The 15,154-nt window shown below is 64.7% G+C and carries 13 protein-coding genes and 1 pseudogene; 11 read left to right on the forward strand and 3 right to left on the reverse strand.

The genetic code is table 11. The features are described from left to right. The 11 genes from IEW02_RS24060 to araA form a co-directional block, all read left to right on the forward strand. The coding region (locus IEW02_RS24060) for a transcriptional regulator (RefSeq protein WP_188547840.1) at positions 1-388 on the forward strand (388 nt) is incomplete at its 5' end. A 16-nt stretch (positions 389-404) separates the two neighbouring features. After that, positions 405-1,079 carry a nucleotidyl transferase AbiEii/AbiGii toxin family protein gene (locus tag IEW02_RS24065; protein WP_188547842.1) on the forward strand — a complete coding sequence of 225 codons (675 nt, stop codon included), beginning with the start codon at positions 405-407 and terminating at the stop codon, positions 1,077-1,079. 10 nt (positions 1,080-1,089) lie between these two features. Then, complete coding sequence (locus IEW02_RS24070) at positions 1,090-2,100, forward strand: aldose epimerase family protein (protein ID WP_188547844.1); 1,011 nt, start codon at positions 1,090-1,092, stop codon at positions 2,098-2,100. A gap of 112 nt (positions 2,101-2,212) precedes the next feature. Then, positions 2,213-3,217 (forward strand): ABC transporter substrate-binding protein, encoded by a 1,005-nt coding sequence (locus IEW02_RS24075; protein WP_188547846.1) that lies wholly within the window; start codon positions 2,213-2,215, stop codon positions 3,215-3,217. Between the two features lie 10 nt (positions 3,218-3,227). Beyond that, positions 3,228-4,832 carry a sugar ABC transporter ATP-binding protein gene (locus IEW02_RS24080; protein WP_229746293.1) on the forward strand — a complete coding sequence of 535 codons (1,605 nt, stop codon included), beginning with the start codon at positions 3,228-3,230 and terminating at the stop codon, positions 4,830-4,832. Then, positions 4,829-5,896: an ABC transporter permease gene (locus IEW02_RS25270; protein WP_229746294.1), complete on the forward strand. Its 1,068-nt coding sequence runs from the start codon at positions 4,829-4,831 to the stop codon at positions 5,894-5,896. Before IEW02_RS24080 ends, IEW02_RS25270 begins: the two co-directional genes overlap by 4 nt. Continuing rightward, positions 5,893-6,960, forward strand: a complete 1,068-nt coding sequence (yjfF, locus tag IEW02_RS24085) for a galactofuranose ABC transporter, permease protein YjfF (RefSeq protein WP_229746295.1) — start codon at positions 5,893-5,895, stop codon at positions 6,958-6,960. The genes IEW02_RS25270 and yjfF overlap by 4 nt, the downstream gene beginning before the upstream one ends. After that, complete coding sequence (locus IEW02_RS24090) at positions 6,957-7,997, forward strand: LacI family DNA-binding transcriptional regulator (RefSeq protein ID WP_229746296.1); 1,041 nt, start codon at positions 6,957-6,959, stop codon at positions 7,995-7,997. Before yjfF ends, IEW02_RS24090 begins: the two co-directional genes overlap by 4 nt. Next, positions 7,987-9,660, forward strand: coding sequence for a ribulokinase (gene araB / locus IEW02_RS24095; protein ID WP_188547849.1), 1,674 nt, complete (start codon positions 7,987-7,989; stop codon positions 9,658-9,660). The genes IEW02_RS24090 and araB overlap by 11 nt, the downstream gene beginning before the upstream one ends. Further along, on the forward strand, positions 9,657-10,334 hold the full coding sequence (locus tag IEW02_RS24100; RefSeq protein ID WP_188547852.1) for an L-ribulose-5-phosphate 4-epimerase: 678 nt from the start codon (positions 9,657-9,659) through the stop codon (positions 10,332-10,334). Before araB ends, IEW02_RS24100 begins: the two co-directional genes overlap by 4 nt. A gap of 39 nt (positions 10,335-10,373) precedes the next feature. Then, entirely contained in the window at positions 10,374-11,858 is a 1,485-nt protein-coding gene (gene araA, locus IEW02_RS24105; RefSeq protein ID WP_188547854.1) for an L-arabinose isomerase, read from the forward strand. A gap of 136 nt (positions 11,859-11,994) precedes the next feature. Here the strand turns inward: araA and IEW02_RS24110 are convergent. From IEW02_RS24110 to IEW02_RS24120, 3 genes and pseudogenes are all read right to left on the reverse strand, one after another. Next, positions 11,995-12,375 (reverse strand): annotated as a pseudogene (locus IEW02_RS24110) (FCD domain-containing protein); the annotation flags it as partial. A gap of 117 nt (positions 12,376-12,492) precedes the next feature. Beyond that, a complete protein-coding gene (locus tag IEW02_RS25500) occupies positions 12,493-12,660 on the reverse strand; it encodes a helix-turn-helix domain-containing protein (RefSeq protein ID WP_188547856.1) in 168 nt (55 codons plus the stop codon). Positions 12,661-13,592: 932 nt separating this feature from the next. After that, complete coding sequence (locus IEW02_RS24120; RefSeq protein ID WP_188547858.1) at positions 13,593-14,999, reverse strand: APC family permease; 1,407 nt, start codon at positions 14,997-14,999, stop codon at positions 13,593-13,595. Positions 15,000-15,154: the final 155 nt, after the last annotated feature.

The raw sequence follows: 15,154 nt of genomic DNA on the forward strand, positions 1-15,154 counted from the left end.
CCAACGACTGCTCACCGAAGCCGGATTCGACCTCGACGCCACCCCGCGCATCACCTTCCGCGCCGTACCCGGTTCCGGCGGGCGGGACCATCTCGTCCCGGACGCCCTCCCCCGACTCCCACTTCACCGAGCCGTCGCCACCGTCGAACTCCCACTGACCCTGAACTGGTCCAACCCCGGCCGGACCTACCAGTTGAAGCACCGACCCGACCGGGCACTGGTCTACGAGATCATCCTGCGCGAGGGCACACCCGCAGACGTCCTCACCTACATCGACGGAGCACTCCTGCTCGACCTCTGGACCGACCTCGTCCTGCCCCGCCGCCTACGGACAGCGTGGGCGCCGACGATCGAGAGATACCTTCCGCTACGAACCCAGAACACGTGAAAACGGGAATCCGGTAATGCTCACGGACTTTCAGACCACGGTCGCTCACCTCTTCTTCACCCTCCCCGCCATCGACGGCTTCCTCCTCGCCGGCGGCGCCGCGCTGCTCGCACAGCAAATGACTACCCGCCCCACCCAGGACCTGGATTTCTTCACCTCCCGCGGCCAGAGCAGTGTCATCGACGCCCGAGACCAATTCGAACACGCCGCACACGCCCAGGGCTGGACCGTCGACCGCATCCACGACACCGACACCTTCTGCCGACTGCTCCTCCACGGGCCCGAAGACCTGCTGATCGATCTGGCGTTGGACTCCCCGCCCGGCATGCCCGCCACCGCCAGCATCGCCGGACCCACCTTCGCCCCCGACGAACTCGCCGGCCGAAAACTCGTCGCACTGTTCGACCGCGCAGAAGCCCGAGACTTCGCCGACGTCCACACGCTGACAACGCATTACGACAAGAACACCCTGCTGAGCCTCGCCGCCGACGTCGACACCGGATTCGACCACGGGACTGCCCTTCGACGGACCCCTTTCTTACTGCGAGACCGGTTGCATACCGGACAGATTCGCAGTCCGTTGGGACGTTCTGCTGATCGAACCCACCCGAGACACTCGCCGCTCGCGGTGAGTACCACCGGTGGCCCTCTAGTGACGATCTCCCGATACCAAGCATGCTTCTGCCGCTAGTCTCACCCCCGTGAACCCAGCGCCTCGCCCGACCGACGTCGTCAACATCGGCACCGCACCCGGCATCGAAGTGGACGTGTTGCCCTACGGGGCCACCATGCAACGCTTGGAAGTCACCGGCGGCGACGGCGTCCGACGTGACATTCTCGTCGGCGTAGCCGGTGAGGACGAATTACGTTCGTCGAGCGCCTATTTCGGTTCCACCGTCGGGCGGTACGCGAACCGGATCGCCGCAGGCAGGTTCGACCTCGACGGACGCGAAATCACGCTGACGGTCAACGACGGCGACAATCACCTGCACGGCGGTACCGATGGGTTCGACTCGCGAGCATGGACGGTTACGGCGCGGTCGTCGGACTCGGTGACAATGGAGATCGTCAGCCCGGACGGGGATCAGGGCTATCCCGGTGAGGTGCATGCGCGAGCAACGTTCTCCGTAGCCGGTGAGACGGTACGGCTGGTGTCGACCGCCACGACGACGGCAGCGACGGTGGTCAACCTGACGAGCCACGCATACTTCGATCTCGACGGTCACGGCGTCGACGATCACGATCTGCAGGTATTCGCATCGTCCTTCACCCCGGTCGACTCCTCCGGAATACCCTCGGGCACAATCGATTCGGTCGACGGGTCTGCCCTCGATCTGCGTGCGGGTCGACGCGTCGGCGACGTGTCACGTGCCGTGCACCCACAGCTGCTCGGGGCCCGCGGACTCGACCACAACTTCGTCGTCGACGGCGACGGACTGCGGCGGGCCGCTCGGCTGAGCTCGATGCGGACTCGTATCACCGTCGAGGTGTGGAGCGACCAACCGGGACTGCAGGTGTACACCGGCAATTTTCTCGACGGAAGCGACGTGTCGCGCCGGGGCACCATGCTGCGTCAAGGCGACGGTATCGCCCTCGAACCCCAACTGTTTCCCGACAGCCCGCATCACCCGGCGTTCCCATCGGCGGTGCTGCGACCCGGCGACACCTACCGCTCGATTATCGAGTGGAGGCTCTCTGCGAACGCAGAGTGAGCGTTAACATTTTTGGGTGAATTCGTGATCTAGGTCTTGACTCGGCTCAATGTTAACGCTCACACTATGTTGCACACGTCACAGAGCAGTGACGGCAGCGAAGGAGAACAACATGGCGTCGAAGAAGATCTGTGCAGCGAGCGCTCTCATCCTGAGCGGCGCACTCGCCCTGAGCGCGTGCGGCGGTGGAGGCGACTCCAGCGGTGGCGGCGGCGGCGGGGAGGACGGCACGGTCATGGGCTTCTCGCAGGTCGGCGCCGAAAGTGGCTGGCGCACAGCAAATTCCAACTCGATTCAGGAAGCGGCGACTGCTGCGGGAATCGATCTCAAGTTCTCCGACGCCCAGCAGAAGCAGGAAAACCAGATCAAGGCGATCCGCACCTACATCCAGCAGAAGGTCGACGCCATCGCGTTCAGTCCGGTCGTCGAGACGGGATGGGAACCGGTGCTCCAGGAAGCCAAGCGCGCGAACATCCCCGTGATCCTCACGGACCGCGCGGTAGACACCACCGACGACTCCCTCTACGCCACGTTCCTCGGATCGGATTTCGTCGAGGAGGGCAAGAAGGCCGGCGACTGGCTGGTGCAGAACAGCGCCACCGCCGACACCACCGGCGACGGCAAGATCAACGTGGTCGAACTGCAAGGAACCACGGGAGCCGCTCCGGCCATCGACCGTGCCGAAGGGTTCCGCGATTCCATTGCGAGTCAGTCGAACATCGCGATCACGGCCTCGCAGACGGGTGACTTCACCCGTGACGGTGGCAAGCAGGTCATGGAGTCCTTCCTGAACTCGAACCGCGGCCAGATCGACGTCGTCTTCGCACAGAACGACGACATGGGGCTCGGCGCGCTTCAGGCCATCGAAGCTGCCGGACTTGTTCCGGGCAAGGACATCAAGGTCATCACCGTCGATGCGGTCAAGGACGGAATGCAGGCCCTCGCCGACGGAAAGATCGACTTCATCGTCGAGTGCAACCCGCTGCTCGGACCGCAACTGATGGACCTGACCGAGAAGGTCTTGAACGGCGAAGACGTCCCCAAGCGCGTCGTCACCGAGGAAACCACCTTCACGCCGGAGCAGGCCAAGTCCGTGCTCGCCGACCGCCAGTACTGAAAGACACCCCATGAGCACCGACGTCGTTCTCGACACCCCCCTCGTCGAGATGCGGGACATCACCATCACGTTCGGCTCGGTCCGAGCCCTCGACGGGGTGTCGCTTCGCCTCTTCCCGGGCGAAGTGCACTCGTTGATGGGCGAGAACGGCGCCGGCAAATCGACACTGATCAAGGCACTGACCGGCGTGTACCCGATCGACAGCGGAACCGTCGTCATCGACGGGACCGAGCACGAGTTCGGAACCCCGAGCGCCGCCCAGGCAGCCGGCATCAGCACGGTGTACCAGGAAGTGAACCTGCTTCCTAACCTCACCGTCGCGGAGAACATGTTGCTCGGCCGGGAGCCGAGGCGCCTACCGGGCAGGCTCCTCGGCGCGATCGGCGGCATCGACAGGCGGGCGATGAACCGGCGGGCGAAGACGACGCTGGATCGGCTCGGACTCGACATCGAGCCGTCGTCGACCGTGGGCGATCACCCGATCGCGGTGCAACAACTCGTGGCGATCGCACGCGCCGTCGACGTCGACGCACGGGTCCTCATTCTCGACGAACCCACGTCGAGTCTGGACAAGGACGAGGTCGAAACCCTCTATGCAGTCATCGAGCGCCTGCGCGCCGACGGCACCTCCATCGTCTTCGTCTCGCACTTCCTCGACCAGATCTACCGCATCTCCGATCGCATGACGATCCTGCGCAACGGACGACTGGTCGAGGAGCGCCTCGTCGCCGACACCCCGCAGCTCACGTTGGTCGAGCTGATGATCGGGCGCGAGATCGACACACTGCGCGAGTTGGACAGCCGCGACCCCGTGGTCGTCTCCCCCGACGCCACACCGGTCGTGGAGGTGCTCGGCATCGGTCGTAAAGGCGCCCTGGAGGCGACGGATCTACGCCTGCATGCGGGCCAGATCGTTGGCGTCGCCGGGCTCCTGGGGTCGGGGCGCACCGAGCTGGCGCGCCTGCTGGGTGGCGCCGATCGGGCGGACTCGGGATCGGTGGAGGTTCACTCGATGCGCAGCCGGATCCGCAATCCGCGACAAGCAGCCGACCGCCGCATCGCCCTGACGAGCGAGGACCGCAAGGCCGACGGCGTCGTCGGCGACCTCACCGTCGCGGACAACATGATGCTCGCTCTGCAGGCGAAGCGCGGATGGCTCAGGCCGATTCCCCGGTCGACCAGGAACAAGCTCGTCCAGGAATACATCACGACCCTCGACATCCGGCCGGCCGACCCGAACACGTTGATGCGCAACCTGTCCGGCGGTAACCAGCAGAAAGTACTCCTTGCACGCTGGCTCGTCACAGAACCGGAACTGCTGATCCTCGACGAGCCGACGCGTGGCATCGACATCGGGGCCAAGGCGCAGATTCAGACCCTCGTCGCCGACCTCGCGGCGCGCGGCATGTCCGTGGTGTTCATCTCCGCCGAGCTCGAGGAGATCCTGCGCCTGAGCGACCGCATCGTCGTCATGCGCGATCACCGCAAGATCGACGAACGGATCAACGACGGAGTATCGGTCGGCGACGTGCTGGCCACCATCGCCGCTGGTGTCCGCACCGAGGAACCGGCCTCGCACACCCCCTCGACACTCGACAGGACCGTCGCATCATGACCCAGACTCTCGAACCGTCGACGTCCCCGCCGACGCCGCTGCTGCGGAAAGCGTTCGCCCACCCGGTGATCTGGCCGCTCGTCGCCCTGATCGCGCTCGTGGTGATCAATGTCGTGGTGACTCCGGACTTCCTCGACATTCGTATCGAGAACGGCGGCCTCTTCGGCAACGCGGTCGACATCGTCCGCAACTCGGCACCGCTGATCCTCGTCGCCCTGGGAATGACGCTCGTCGTCGCGACCCGCGGTATCGACCTGTCGGTCGGCGCCGTGGCCGTGATTGCCGCCGCGGTGGCGTGCACCCGCATCGTGGGGGCGCCCGACGAAGGCGCTACCGCGACGATGATCATGGCCGTCGTCTGGGCACTGGCCGCGTGCGTGCTACTCGGGCTCTGGAACGGACTTCTGGTGTCCGTCTTCGGAATTCAGCCCATCATCGCCACTCTCATCCTCATGGTCGCCGGCCGCGGACTCGCCATGCTGATCACCGACGGGCAGATCACGACGGTGAACAACCCGGCGTTCTCCGAGCTGGCATCGGGCACCGTGCTGGGACTGCCCATCGCGGTGCTGATCGCGCTCGCCGTCGTGGTGGTCACTGCGCTGCTCACCCGGCGCACCGCGCTCGGCATGCTGGTCGAAGCGGTCGGAATCAATCCGGAGGCAGCACGATTGGCGGGTGTGCGGTCGCGAACCATCGTGTGGACCGTGTACGTGTTCGCTGCGATGTGCGCCGGCATCGCCGGACTGATCATCGCCGCCAACACCAACTCGGTGAACGCGAACAGTCTCGGGCAATGGATCGAACTCGACGCCATCCTCGCCGTGGTCATCGGAGGCACCGCACTCACGGGTGGTCGTTTCTCGATCGCGGGAACGGTCGTCGGTGCCCTCCTGATCGGCACCCTCACCCGCACCATCACCAACGTCGGCATTCCGTCCGAAGCCAACTACCTGTTCAAGGCCGTCGTCATCATCGTGGTTTGCCTCCTGCAATCCCCGCGGGCACGCGCCTCGTTGCGCACCCTCGTGCGCCCCCACCCCACCAAGGCGGTTCGATCGTGAGCGATCTCCTCACTGCACCTCAAAGCTCCACCCCGACTGCGCCCGCCCCGGCGCCGTCCACGTGGGATCGGCTGCGCCGCTACTCTCCTCCGTCGCGCTTCCTACCCGTCATCGCCACGGTCGCCTTGTTCGTGGGACTGTTCGGGCTGGGCGAGTTCCGGTACAGCGGTTTCGCCGACCCTCAGGTGTTCCTGTCGCTGCTGATCGACAACTCGTTCCTGATCGTCCTCGCGGTCGGCATGACGTTCGTCATCCTCACCGGCGGCATCGACCTCTCGGTCGGCTCTGTAGTGGCGCTGTCGACGATGATCGCCGCGCGCACACTGCAACTGGGCTGGCCGCCCCTGCTCGTGATGGCCGTCGTCCTGATGTGCGGAACCCTGCTCGGCGCCACGATGGGCGTGCTGATCCACTACCTGCAAATTCAGCCCTTCGTCGCCACGCTCGCCGGCATGTTTCTCGCCCGCGGCCTGTGCTACATGATCGGGGTCGAGTCGATCCCGATCACCGACGACACCTTCTCGTCCGTCGCGTTCGCGGTGGTCGAACTCCCCGGCGGTTACACGATCACCTGGAGCGTCGTTATCGCCCTCGTCGTCGTCGCAATCGCCGCGTACGTACTCGCGTGCACCCGGTTCGGTCGGTCGGTGTACGGCATCGGCGGCAACGAGGCGTCCGCGCTCCTGATGGGACTGAATGTCTCCGCGGTCAAGGTCGGCGTCTACGCGATCAGCGGGTTCTGCGCCGCGCTCGGCGGACTGTTGTTCTCGTTCTATGCCTTGTCCGGATACAGCCTGCACGCGGTGGGCATGGAACTCGATGCCATCGCCGCCGTGGTGATCGGCGGAACGCTTCTCACCGGTGGCCGCGGATACGTGGTCGGGTCGCTGATCGGCGTCCTGATTCTCGGCGCGATACAGACTTTCATCGCGTTCGACGGAACACTGAGTTCATGGTGGACTCGGATCACGATCGGAACCCTGCTCCTGGTGTTCGTGGTGGCGCAGCGCCTGCTGACAGGCGGGAAGGTCGGCGGCCGGTCGATTCGGGTGCGCCGGAGATGACTGCGAGCGAGATCCAGTCTGCGCGCACACCCGTGATGGCGGACGTGGCCCGACTGGCCGGCGTGTCCCACCAGACCGTCTCCCGTGTCATCAACGGGCAGACCAACCTTCGACCGGAGACCCGCGATCGCGTCCAACGCGCCATCGACCAGCTCGGATACCGACCGAACCGGGCGGCACGAGCGCTGGTGACCAAGCGTTCCGCGACGATCGGCATCATCGGGTCCAAGGGCGGGTTCTGGGGACCGAGCACCACCCACCGCACCGTCCAGAGTGCAGCGCGCGAAGCCGGGTTCTCGGTCAGTGCAGTCAGCCTGACGACACTCACGCGGGAGGAACTGGTCGGCGCACTGCACCATCTTCACGACCAGGGGGTCGAAGGGATCGTGCTGATCGCCGCGACGGACGACGCCATCGCCGCCGCACGTTCAGAGGAGTCCGTCGTCCCCGTCGTAGTGGTGGAAGGTGATCCGGCCACCTCGCGGTGGACGATCGGTATCGATCAGGCAGGCGGCGCCCGGCTGGCCACCCGGCACCTGATCGAGGCCGGGCACCAGCGCATCGTGCATCTGTCCGGCCCCTACGGCTGGACCGAGTCGCGGGCACGCGAACAGGGATGGCAGGAGGCGCTGGACGACGCGGGACTGCCCTGGACTCCGGTCCTACGCGGTGACTGGTCGGCACGCAGCGGGTACGAGTGCGGGCTCCGTCTCGCCGAGGACCGTACGGTCACCGCCGCGTTCTGCGCGAACGACCAGATGGCCCTGGGTCTTCTGCGTGCGTTCCACGAGAACGGCAGGCGCGTACCCGAGGACTTCGCCGTGGTGGGCTTCGACGACATTCCCGAGGCGGCATACCTCATCCCGCCGCTCACCACGATCCGGCAGGACTTCACCGAAGTCGGCCGACGCGCGATCGGAATTCTCCGCGCAGCCCTCGACGGCACTGCACCGCCCGAGAGATCGATCGCACCCGAGCTCATCGTCCGATCGAGCTCGACGGTGGCACTACGACAAGGAGATTCACATGCCGACTGATCAGTACACCGTAGGGGTGGACTTCGGCACTCTCTCCGGGCGAGCCGTCGTCGTTCGCGTATCGGACGGAGCCGAGATCGCCTCTGCCGTCCACGAATACACGCACGCCGTGCTCGAAGACACCCTGCCCGGAAGCTCGACTCGGCTACCCGATGCCTGGGCGCTGCAGGTGCCGCAGGACTACCGCGACGTGCTGTGTCGAGCGGTCCCGGAGGCCCTCGCCACAGCGGGCGTAGCGCCGGAGCAGGTCGTCGGTATCGGTACCGACTTCACCGCATGCACGATGGTGCCGACCTACGCCGACGGAACACCGCTGAACGAGGATCCTCGCTTCGCCGACCGGCCACACGCCTACGTCAAATTGTGGAAACATCACGCAGCACAGGGCCAAGCCGATCGCATCAACGACCTCGCCGCCCGGCGGGGCGAGCGATGGCTCCCCCGCTACGGCGGCCTCATCTCCTCGGAGTGGGAGTTCGCGAAGGCCTTGCAGATTCACGAGGAAGATCCCGAGATCTACGACGCGATGGACCGCTGGGTCGAAGCGGCGGATTGGATCGTGTGGCAGCTGTGCGGAACGTACGTTCGCAACGCGTGCACGGCCGGGTACAAGGGCATCCTGCAGGACGGGCAATACCCGTCCGAGGACTTTCTCGGTGAGCTCAACCCCGGTTTCACCTCGTTCGTGACCGACAAACTGGACCAGCCACTGGGCGAACTCGGTTCGCGCGCGGGGTCCCTGACCGCAGAGGCCGCGTCGTGGACCGGTCTACCCGAGGGCATCGCGGTTGCGGTCGGCAACGTCGACGCCCACGTCACGGCACCTGCGGCGGGTGCGGTGGAGCCGGGTCGCATGGTCGCGATCATGGGTACGTCGACCTGCCATGTGATGAGTTCGACCGTTCTGCAGGACGTTCCGGGAATGTGTGGGGTGGTGGACGGCGGTATCGTCGCCGGCTCCTACGGATACGAAGCGGGCCAGAGCGGAGTCGGTGACATCTTCGGATGGTTCACCAGCACAGGGGTTCCGGCGTCCTACAGCGACGCGGCGGCGCAGGCAGGGGAATCGGTCCACGACTATCTCACCCGGCTGGCGAGCGCTCAGGACGTGGGTCAGCACGGAATCGTCGCGCTCGACTGGCACAGCGGAAATCGCTCCGTCCTGGTCGATCACGAGCTCTCCGGACTCGTCATCGGAACCACCCTCGCCACCAAGCCCGAAGACACCTACCGCGCATTGCTCGAGGCCACTGCCTTCGGCACTCGCGTCATCGTGGAGACCTTCCGCGACAGCGGTGTGCCGGTCGAGGAGTTCGTCGTCGCAGGCGGGCTGGCGCGCAACCCGCTCCTGATGCAGATCTACGCGGACGTCTTGCGAATGCCGTTGTCGATCATCGCATCCGAGCAGGGACCCGCGCTCGGATCGGCGATCCATGCGGCCGTCGCGGCCGGGTGCTACTCCGACGTGCCCCTTGCGTCCAAGTCGATGGGCAAAGTCCGCCGGGCAGCGTTCGTGCCCGACGAATCCCGGTCCCGACGTTACGACGCGTTGTTCGAGGTCTATCGCGGGCTGCACGATCACTTCGGTCGGGATCCGCTCACGATGCGCCACCTCCGGGGTCTTCGACGCGACGCGCTGGCTCGACAGGCGGCCGCGCGATGACCGTCGTCGACGAGGTGCGCGAGACCTTGGACCGGATCCGCCGCGACGTGTGTTCCCTGCACGCCGAACTCGTTCGGTACAACCTCGTGGTGTGGACGGCCGGCAACGTGTCCGCTCGCGTTCCCGGCCGGGACCTGATGGTCATCAAACCGAGTGGTGTGTCGTACGACGACCTCACACCCGAGAACATGGTGGTGTGCGACCTGTACGGCCGGGTCATCGAGGGTGCGCACGCTCCGTCGTCCGACACCGAGGCGCAGGCATACGTCTACCGCCATCTCGATCACATCGGCGGTGTGGTGCACACACATTCGCCATATGCGGTGGCATGGGCGGCACGGGGAGTCCCGATCCCGGTGGTCACCACGATGTGCGCCGACGAGTTCGGTGGGGACATCCCCGTCGGACCGTTCGCGACCATCGGTGACGATTCGATCGGCCGCGGCATCGTCGACACGCTCGCCGACAGTCGGTCCCCGGCCGTGCTCATGCAGAACCATGGCGTGTTCACTGTGGGACCCACCGCCCGCGCGGCGGTCAAGGCAGCCGTGATGTGCGAGGACGTCGCACGGTCGGTGCACCTGTCTTACCAACTGGGACAACCGCTCTCCATCCCACTTGCGTCGGTGGACGCACTGTACGACCGCTACCAGAACGTGTACGGCCAGCGCTGATCCGAGCGCATCACATTCGTCATCTACGGAGGTTCTCCCATGTCCGAAGTCTGGTTCCTCACCGGCAGCCAAGGGTTGTACGGTCCTGAGACGCTCGATCAAGTCGCCGTGCAGTCACGCGAAATCGCCGCCAAACTCGATACTGCGCTGGACGTCTCGGTCGTGTGGAAGCCCGTGCTGCTCGACGCCTCGTCGATCCTGCGCTGCATGCGCGAGGCCAACGCCGCCGACGACTGCGTGGGGGTCGTGACCTGGATGCACACGTTCTCACCCGCGAAGATGTGGATCGCGGGACTCGACGCGCTCGACGTTCCCCTGCTCCACCTGCACACGCAGGCCGGAATGTCGTTGCCGTGGTCGACGATCGACATGGAATTCATGAACCTGAACCAGGCCGCCCACGGAGACCGCGAATTCGGACACATCGAGTCGCGCGTCGGTGTGCTGCGCACGACGGTTGCCGGTCACGTGGACAACCCCAGTGTCCTCACCCGCGTCGACCAGTGGGCGCGCGCCGCCCTCGGCCGCGCGGAGCTACGGTCGCTGTCGCTGGCCCGCTTCGGGGACAACATGCGCGACGTGGCCGTGACCGAAGGTGACAAGGTCGAGGCCCAACTGCGATTCGGCGTCTCGGTCAACACCTACGGGGTGAACGATCTCGTCGAGGTCGTCGACGGGGTGGACGAAGCAGCCGTGCTGGCCCTGGTCGACGAGTACACCGAGGCCTACGATATCGATCCGAGCCTGCGCAAAGGTGGCGACCGCCACGCCTCGCTCCTGTACGGCGCCAGGATCGAAGCCGGCTTGCGCCAGTTCCTCACCGACGGTGGATTCAAGGCGTTCACCACCAACTTCGAGGATCTCGGTGGGCTGAGGCAACTTCCGGGACTGGCCGTGCAACGACTGATGGCCGACGGGTACGGATTCGGCGGCGAAGGCGACTGGAAAACCTCGATGTTGTTGCGCGCCACGAAGGTCATGGCCGACGGCCTGGACGGCGGAACGTCGTTCATGGAGGACTACACCTACCACCTGGTGCCCGGTGAGGAGAAGATCCTCGGCGCCCACATGCTCGAAGTGTGCCCCTCGATCACCACATCGCGGCCGACTCTCGAGATCCATCCGCTTTCCATCGGCGGTCGAGAAGACCCCGTACGGCTGCGTTTCACCGCGGATCCGGGCCACGGCATCGTCGTAGGACTTTCGGACGTCGGCGAACGATTCCGGTTGACCGCCAACGTGATCGACGTGGTCGAGCCCGACGAGGCCCTGCCGAAGCTCCCCGTCGCATGTGCAGTGTGGGAACCGCAACCGTCGCTGTCGGTGTCCGCCGAATCATGGCTCACCGCTGGGGCGCCGCATCACACGGTGCTCAGTACAGCCATCGGCCTTCCCGTGCTGGAAGCGTTCTCGGACATGATCGGAGTCGAACTACTCACCATCGACTCCGGGACGACGACACGCGGATTCCAGCAGACACTGCGGTGGAACGCCGCTTACCACCGGCTCGCCGCTGCGCTGTGATCGAGGCTCGGGAACACTCTCGTGCAGGGCGGGCCGACGGTCGTCAGTCCTCGTCGATGTCGGTCACAAGACCATCAAACCATGATCAGCGCAGAGCGAAGATGGTGTAACCGGGGAACGCCCGAGAGGTGTGCGCTCATCGTGCGTGCTGGGAGACGAACTCGGCGATGTCCTTCCGGAGCTGGTCGGGGTATTCGCCGTTGACGGCGTCTCCTCGCTCCCAGCTGGAGACGACTTTCCGGGTGGGGCGCTCGGAACCGTTCGAGAACAGTTGCGGGCTCTTGGCTTTGATTCGCTCGACGTCGTCGAAGACTGCACGCAGGTGAGTGCGCATCGTATGTTCGGCCGTGTCGAAATTGCCCGCCTCGACACCGTCGACCATCGCGGTGTGCTGTTCGATCAGATCCGCTATCGGGTGGGTGTCCCGCAGGCCGAGACGTCGGGCGCGATCGAGATGCGCTCTGGCCGATTCCACCGACGTCCAGGCTACCGAGTGCCCACCGGCTGAGAGCAGGAGTTGATGGAATTGCCCTGCGCATCACGCAGTGCGGGTATGCGGAGCACATTGTCACGAATGGCTGCATGGCCGCTTAGGGGACCGCCTCTACCTACCACCCTCCGCCGGGCGAAGCCATCAGACGGCTCTGTCCAGATCCTCCAAGAAGATGGCAGCTTCCAGTTTCCGCTGACCCATCACGGATCCGATGTCGAAACCAAGGACTTCGGAGACCTTTCGCAGCCTGTTGTCCAACGTGTTGGTGTGAATGTAGAGCGCCTTCGACGCGAGCCGCCCCTCGAACAACCGGATGCGACCAACACACTAGCCGCCGCAATCTTGAAAAAGTCTCTACGAGAACCTCTTAGATCGTCGCTCATACTTCGCCTTTGTGATTGATGTTCCCAACACGGACAAGAACAGCTCATGGAGCGGACGTGCAGTTGTGGTGACGTTGTGCACCGACCCTGCGAGAATGCTGACCTGCATGCCATCGAACGCGTACGCACTGCGTCCTCCGACTGCAACGGCTTCCATGAAGCGACCCAGGTCGGCATAGCGGTGTCTGCGTCCGACTACAAGGACCAGAGCAACTACAGTCCGGCTGGACTGCAGGCGTAACAGCAAGTGAAAACCTCTACGCCCACACGGACGTTACGAGCACCGCACGCTGGCTACCATTGGCAGTAGGCCAAACCGCACGGCCGCGATTGGTATTCCGACCGAGCCACAGACCGCGAGTCAGAGCATCGAAGTCTCGAGCAACAACGCGGTAGGAGCCAGATGCACAGCGCCGGGTCGAACTCCATAGGGAACCACGGATCCGACACGACAGTCCTGGCCATGCCAGGGCATATGCCCGAGATGCCGCACCTTCCGGCACAGACCCATCCCCGCCGGTGACAACGATCCGCACCGCCGCCCAGGATGACATCCGGAATTCCCCGGCGGCTGTGCACGATGTCCGATCGCGTTCCGACACAACACTGATCTCGAGATTTTTCAGCTTCGAGCGAGGCCATGAACGCCCGATCAAGACGAAAGTACCGCGGACCCTGAGAGGCGAAGCAGAACGGCACGATACGTCCTGGGCACTTCGAGATCCGCAAGCTGAATCCTCGCCCGGTTCCCAAGCCCTGCCTGACCGCGACCGCACAGCCGAGCGCCTGATCGATCAAGCTCCCGGTGGAGGGGTGTGCCAAGCGCGGGTCGAGCTCCCCGGAATGTCCGTCTCGCAGTCAGTTCGGCGTTCCCGCATCCTGCTCGTCGCGTCCGATGCGCGCATACACCGTCGGATTATTTTTGCGATACACGACCGCCGTGATCATGCCCAACGCCACGACCCCGTAGATGATCACCAGCATGGCAACCGTTGCCGCCCCGGTGGTTCCGGTCAACAGCGTGAAATTCATGGTTGCGAGGTAGAGGACCACGGCCACGGCGACAGCCGAGATGGCAGTCAGGACCGGTGGGACCAGACTCTCGTCGGGTGCGCGGTTCTTGATCAGGTAATTGACGATGGCCAGCGCGACCATCAGCAGCAGGATCAGGAACGTGTAGGAGTAGAGGCCGGCAAGGCGCCCGTACATCAGTCCCTCGTCCAGTTTGAGAACCACGATCACGAGCAGTCCCACCAGCGAGGCCACCGTCATCGCGACGGACGCCCGGTGCGGTGAAAAGTACGTTCCGTGGACGCGACTGAGCGACCGATGCAGGATGCCGTCGGCGCTGAGGTTGAACAGGTACCGAGTGGTGATGTTGTGCGATGCCAGCATCAACGCGAAGGCGCTGGTGAGCAGCAGCAGTGCAGCGATGTCGTATCCGACGGTTCCGATGTACTCCTTGACACTGGCGGTGGCCGCGCTCGCAGGATCCTCGGTCACGGCGGTCAGGACCGCCTGTGGACCGTACGAATTGACGAACATCCAGGCTGTGGCCCCGTAGAGAAGGGCGAGGAGACCCACCACCCCGTACGTGGCGCGCGGGATCGTCTTGCTCGGATCGCGCACCTCGTCACGGAAGATGACGGTGGCCTCGAACCCACCGTAGAGGCCGAGCGCGAACATGAAACCGATGCCGATCGAGCCCGAGAAGATTGCCTCGCCACCGAATGACTCGACCCCGATTCCCTCCGCTCCACCCCGTCCGAGCACCGCCACGTCGTAGACCACCAGGAACAGCAACTCGAGGGTGAGGAAGAGCGTGAGCACCTTCGCTGAGAGGTCGACTCGGAAGTACCCGAGAACGGAGACGACTGCGGAGAGCACGAGCGACCATACCCACCATGGCAGGTCGGGACCGTGAACGACGTCCGACATGAGGGCGCGGGCGGCGGTGCCGCCCAACGCATATACGCTGAGACACGCGACGTAGTAACACATCATCGCCGTGAATCCGGCGGACAGGCCGACCACCTTCCCGAGCCCGGCACTGATGTAGGCGTAGAAGCCACCCGCAATGGGGATTTTACGTGCAATTGCAATCAGCCCGGTGGCCAGGAAAGCGATGAACATTCCGGCCACCAGAATGGACACCGGGACTCCGATTCCATTGCCCAGCAGAACGGCGACTGGAATGAAACCTATGAAGACCACTACCGGGCCGTTGTAGGCCAACACGGTGCAGACGAGCTCGAAGGCTCCCATATTTCCGCCGAGTTTCGGTGCAGTCGCACCAGGTTCTCCGGTTACCGGTCGTCCGACCGATCCAGTTGACTCCATACCGATTACTCCGATCATCTCTCGTACGTGACAGCGATCACGTCTCGGTTCGAAGTATGTAGCTCGGACAGATGACGGAC

This window comes from Rhodococcoides trifolii (assembly GCF_014635345.1).
GTDB classification, from domain to species: domain Bacteria; phylum Actinomycetota; class Actinomycetes; order Mycobacteriales; family Mycobacteriaceae; genus Rhodococcoides; species Rhodococcoides trifolii.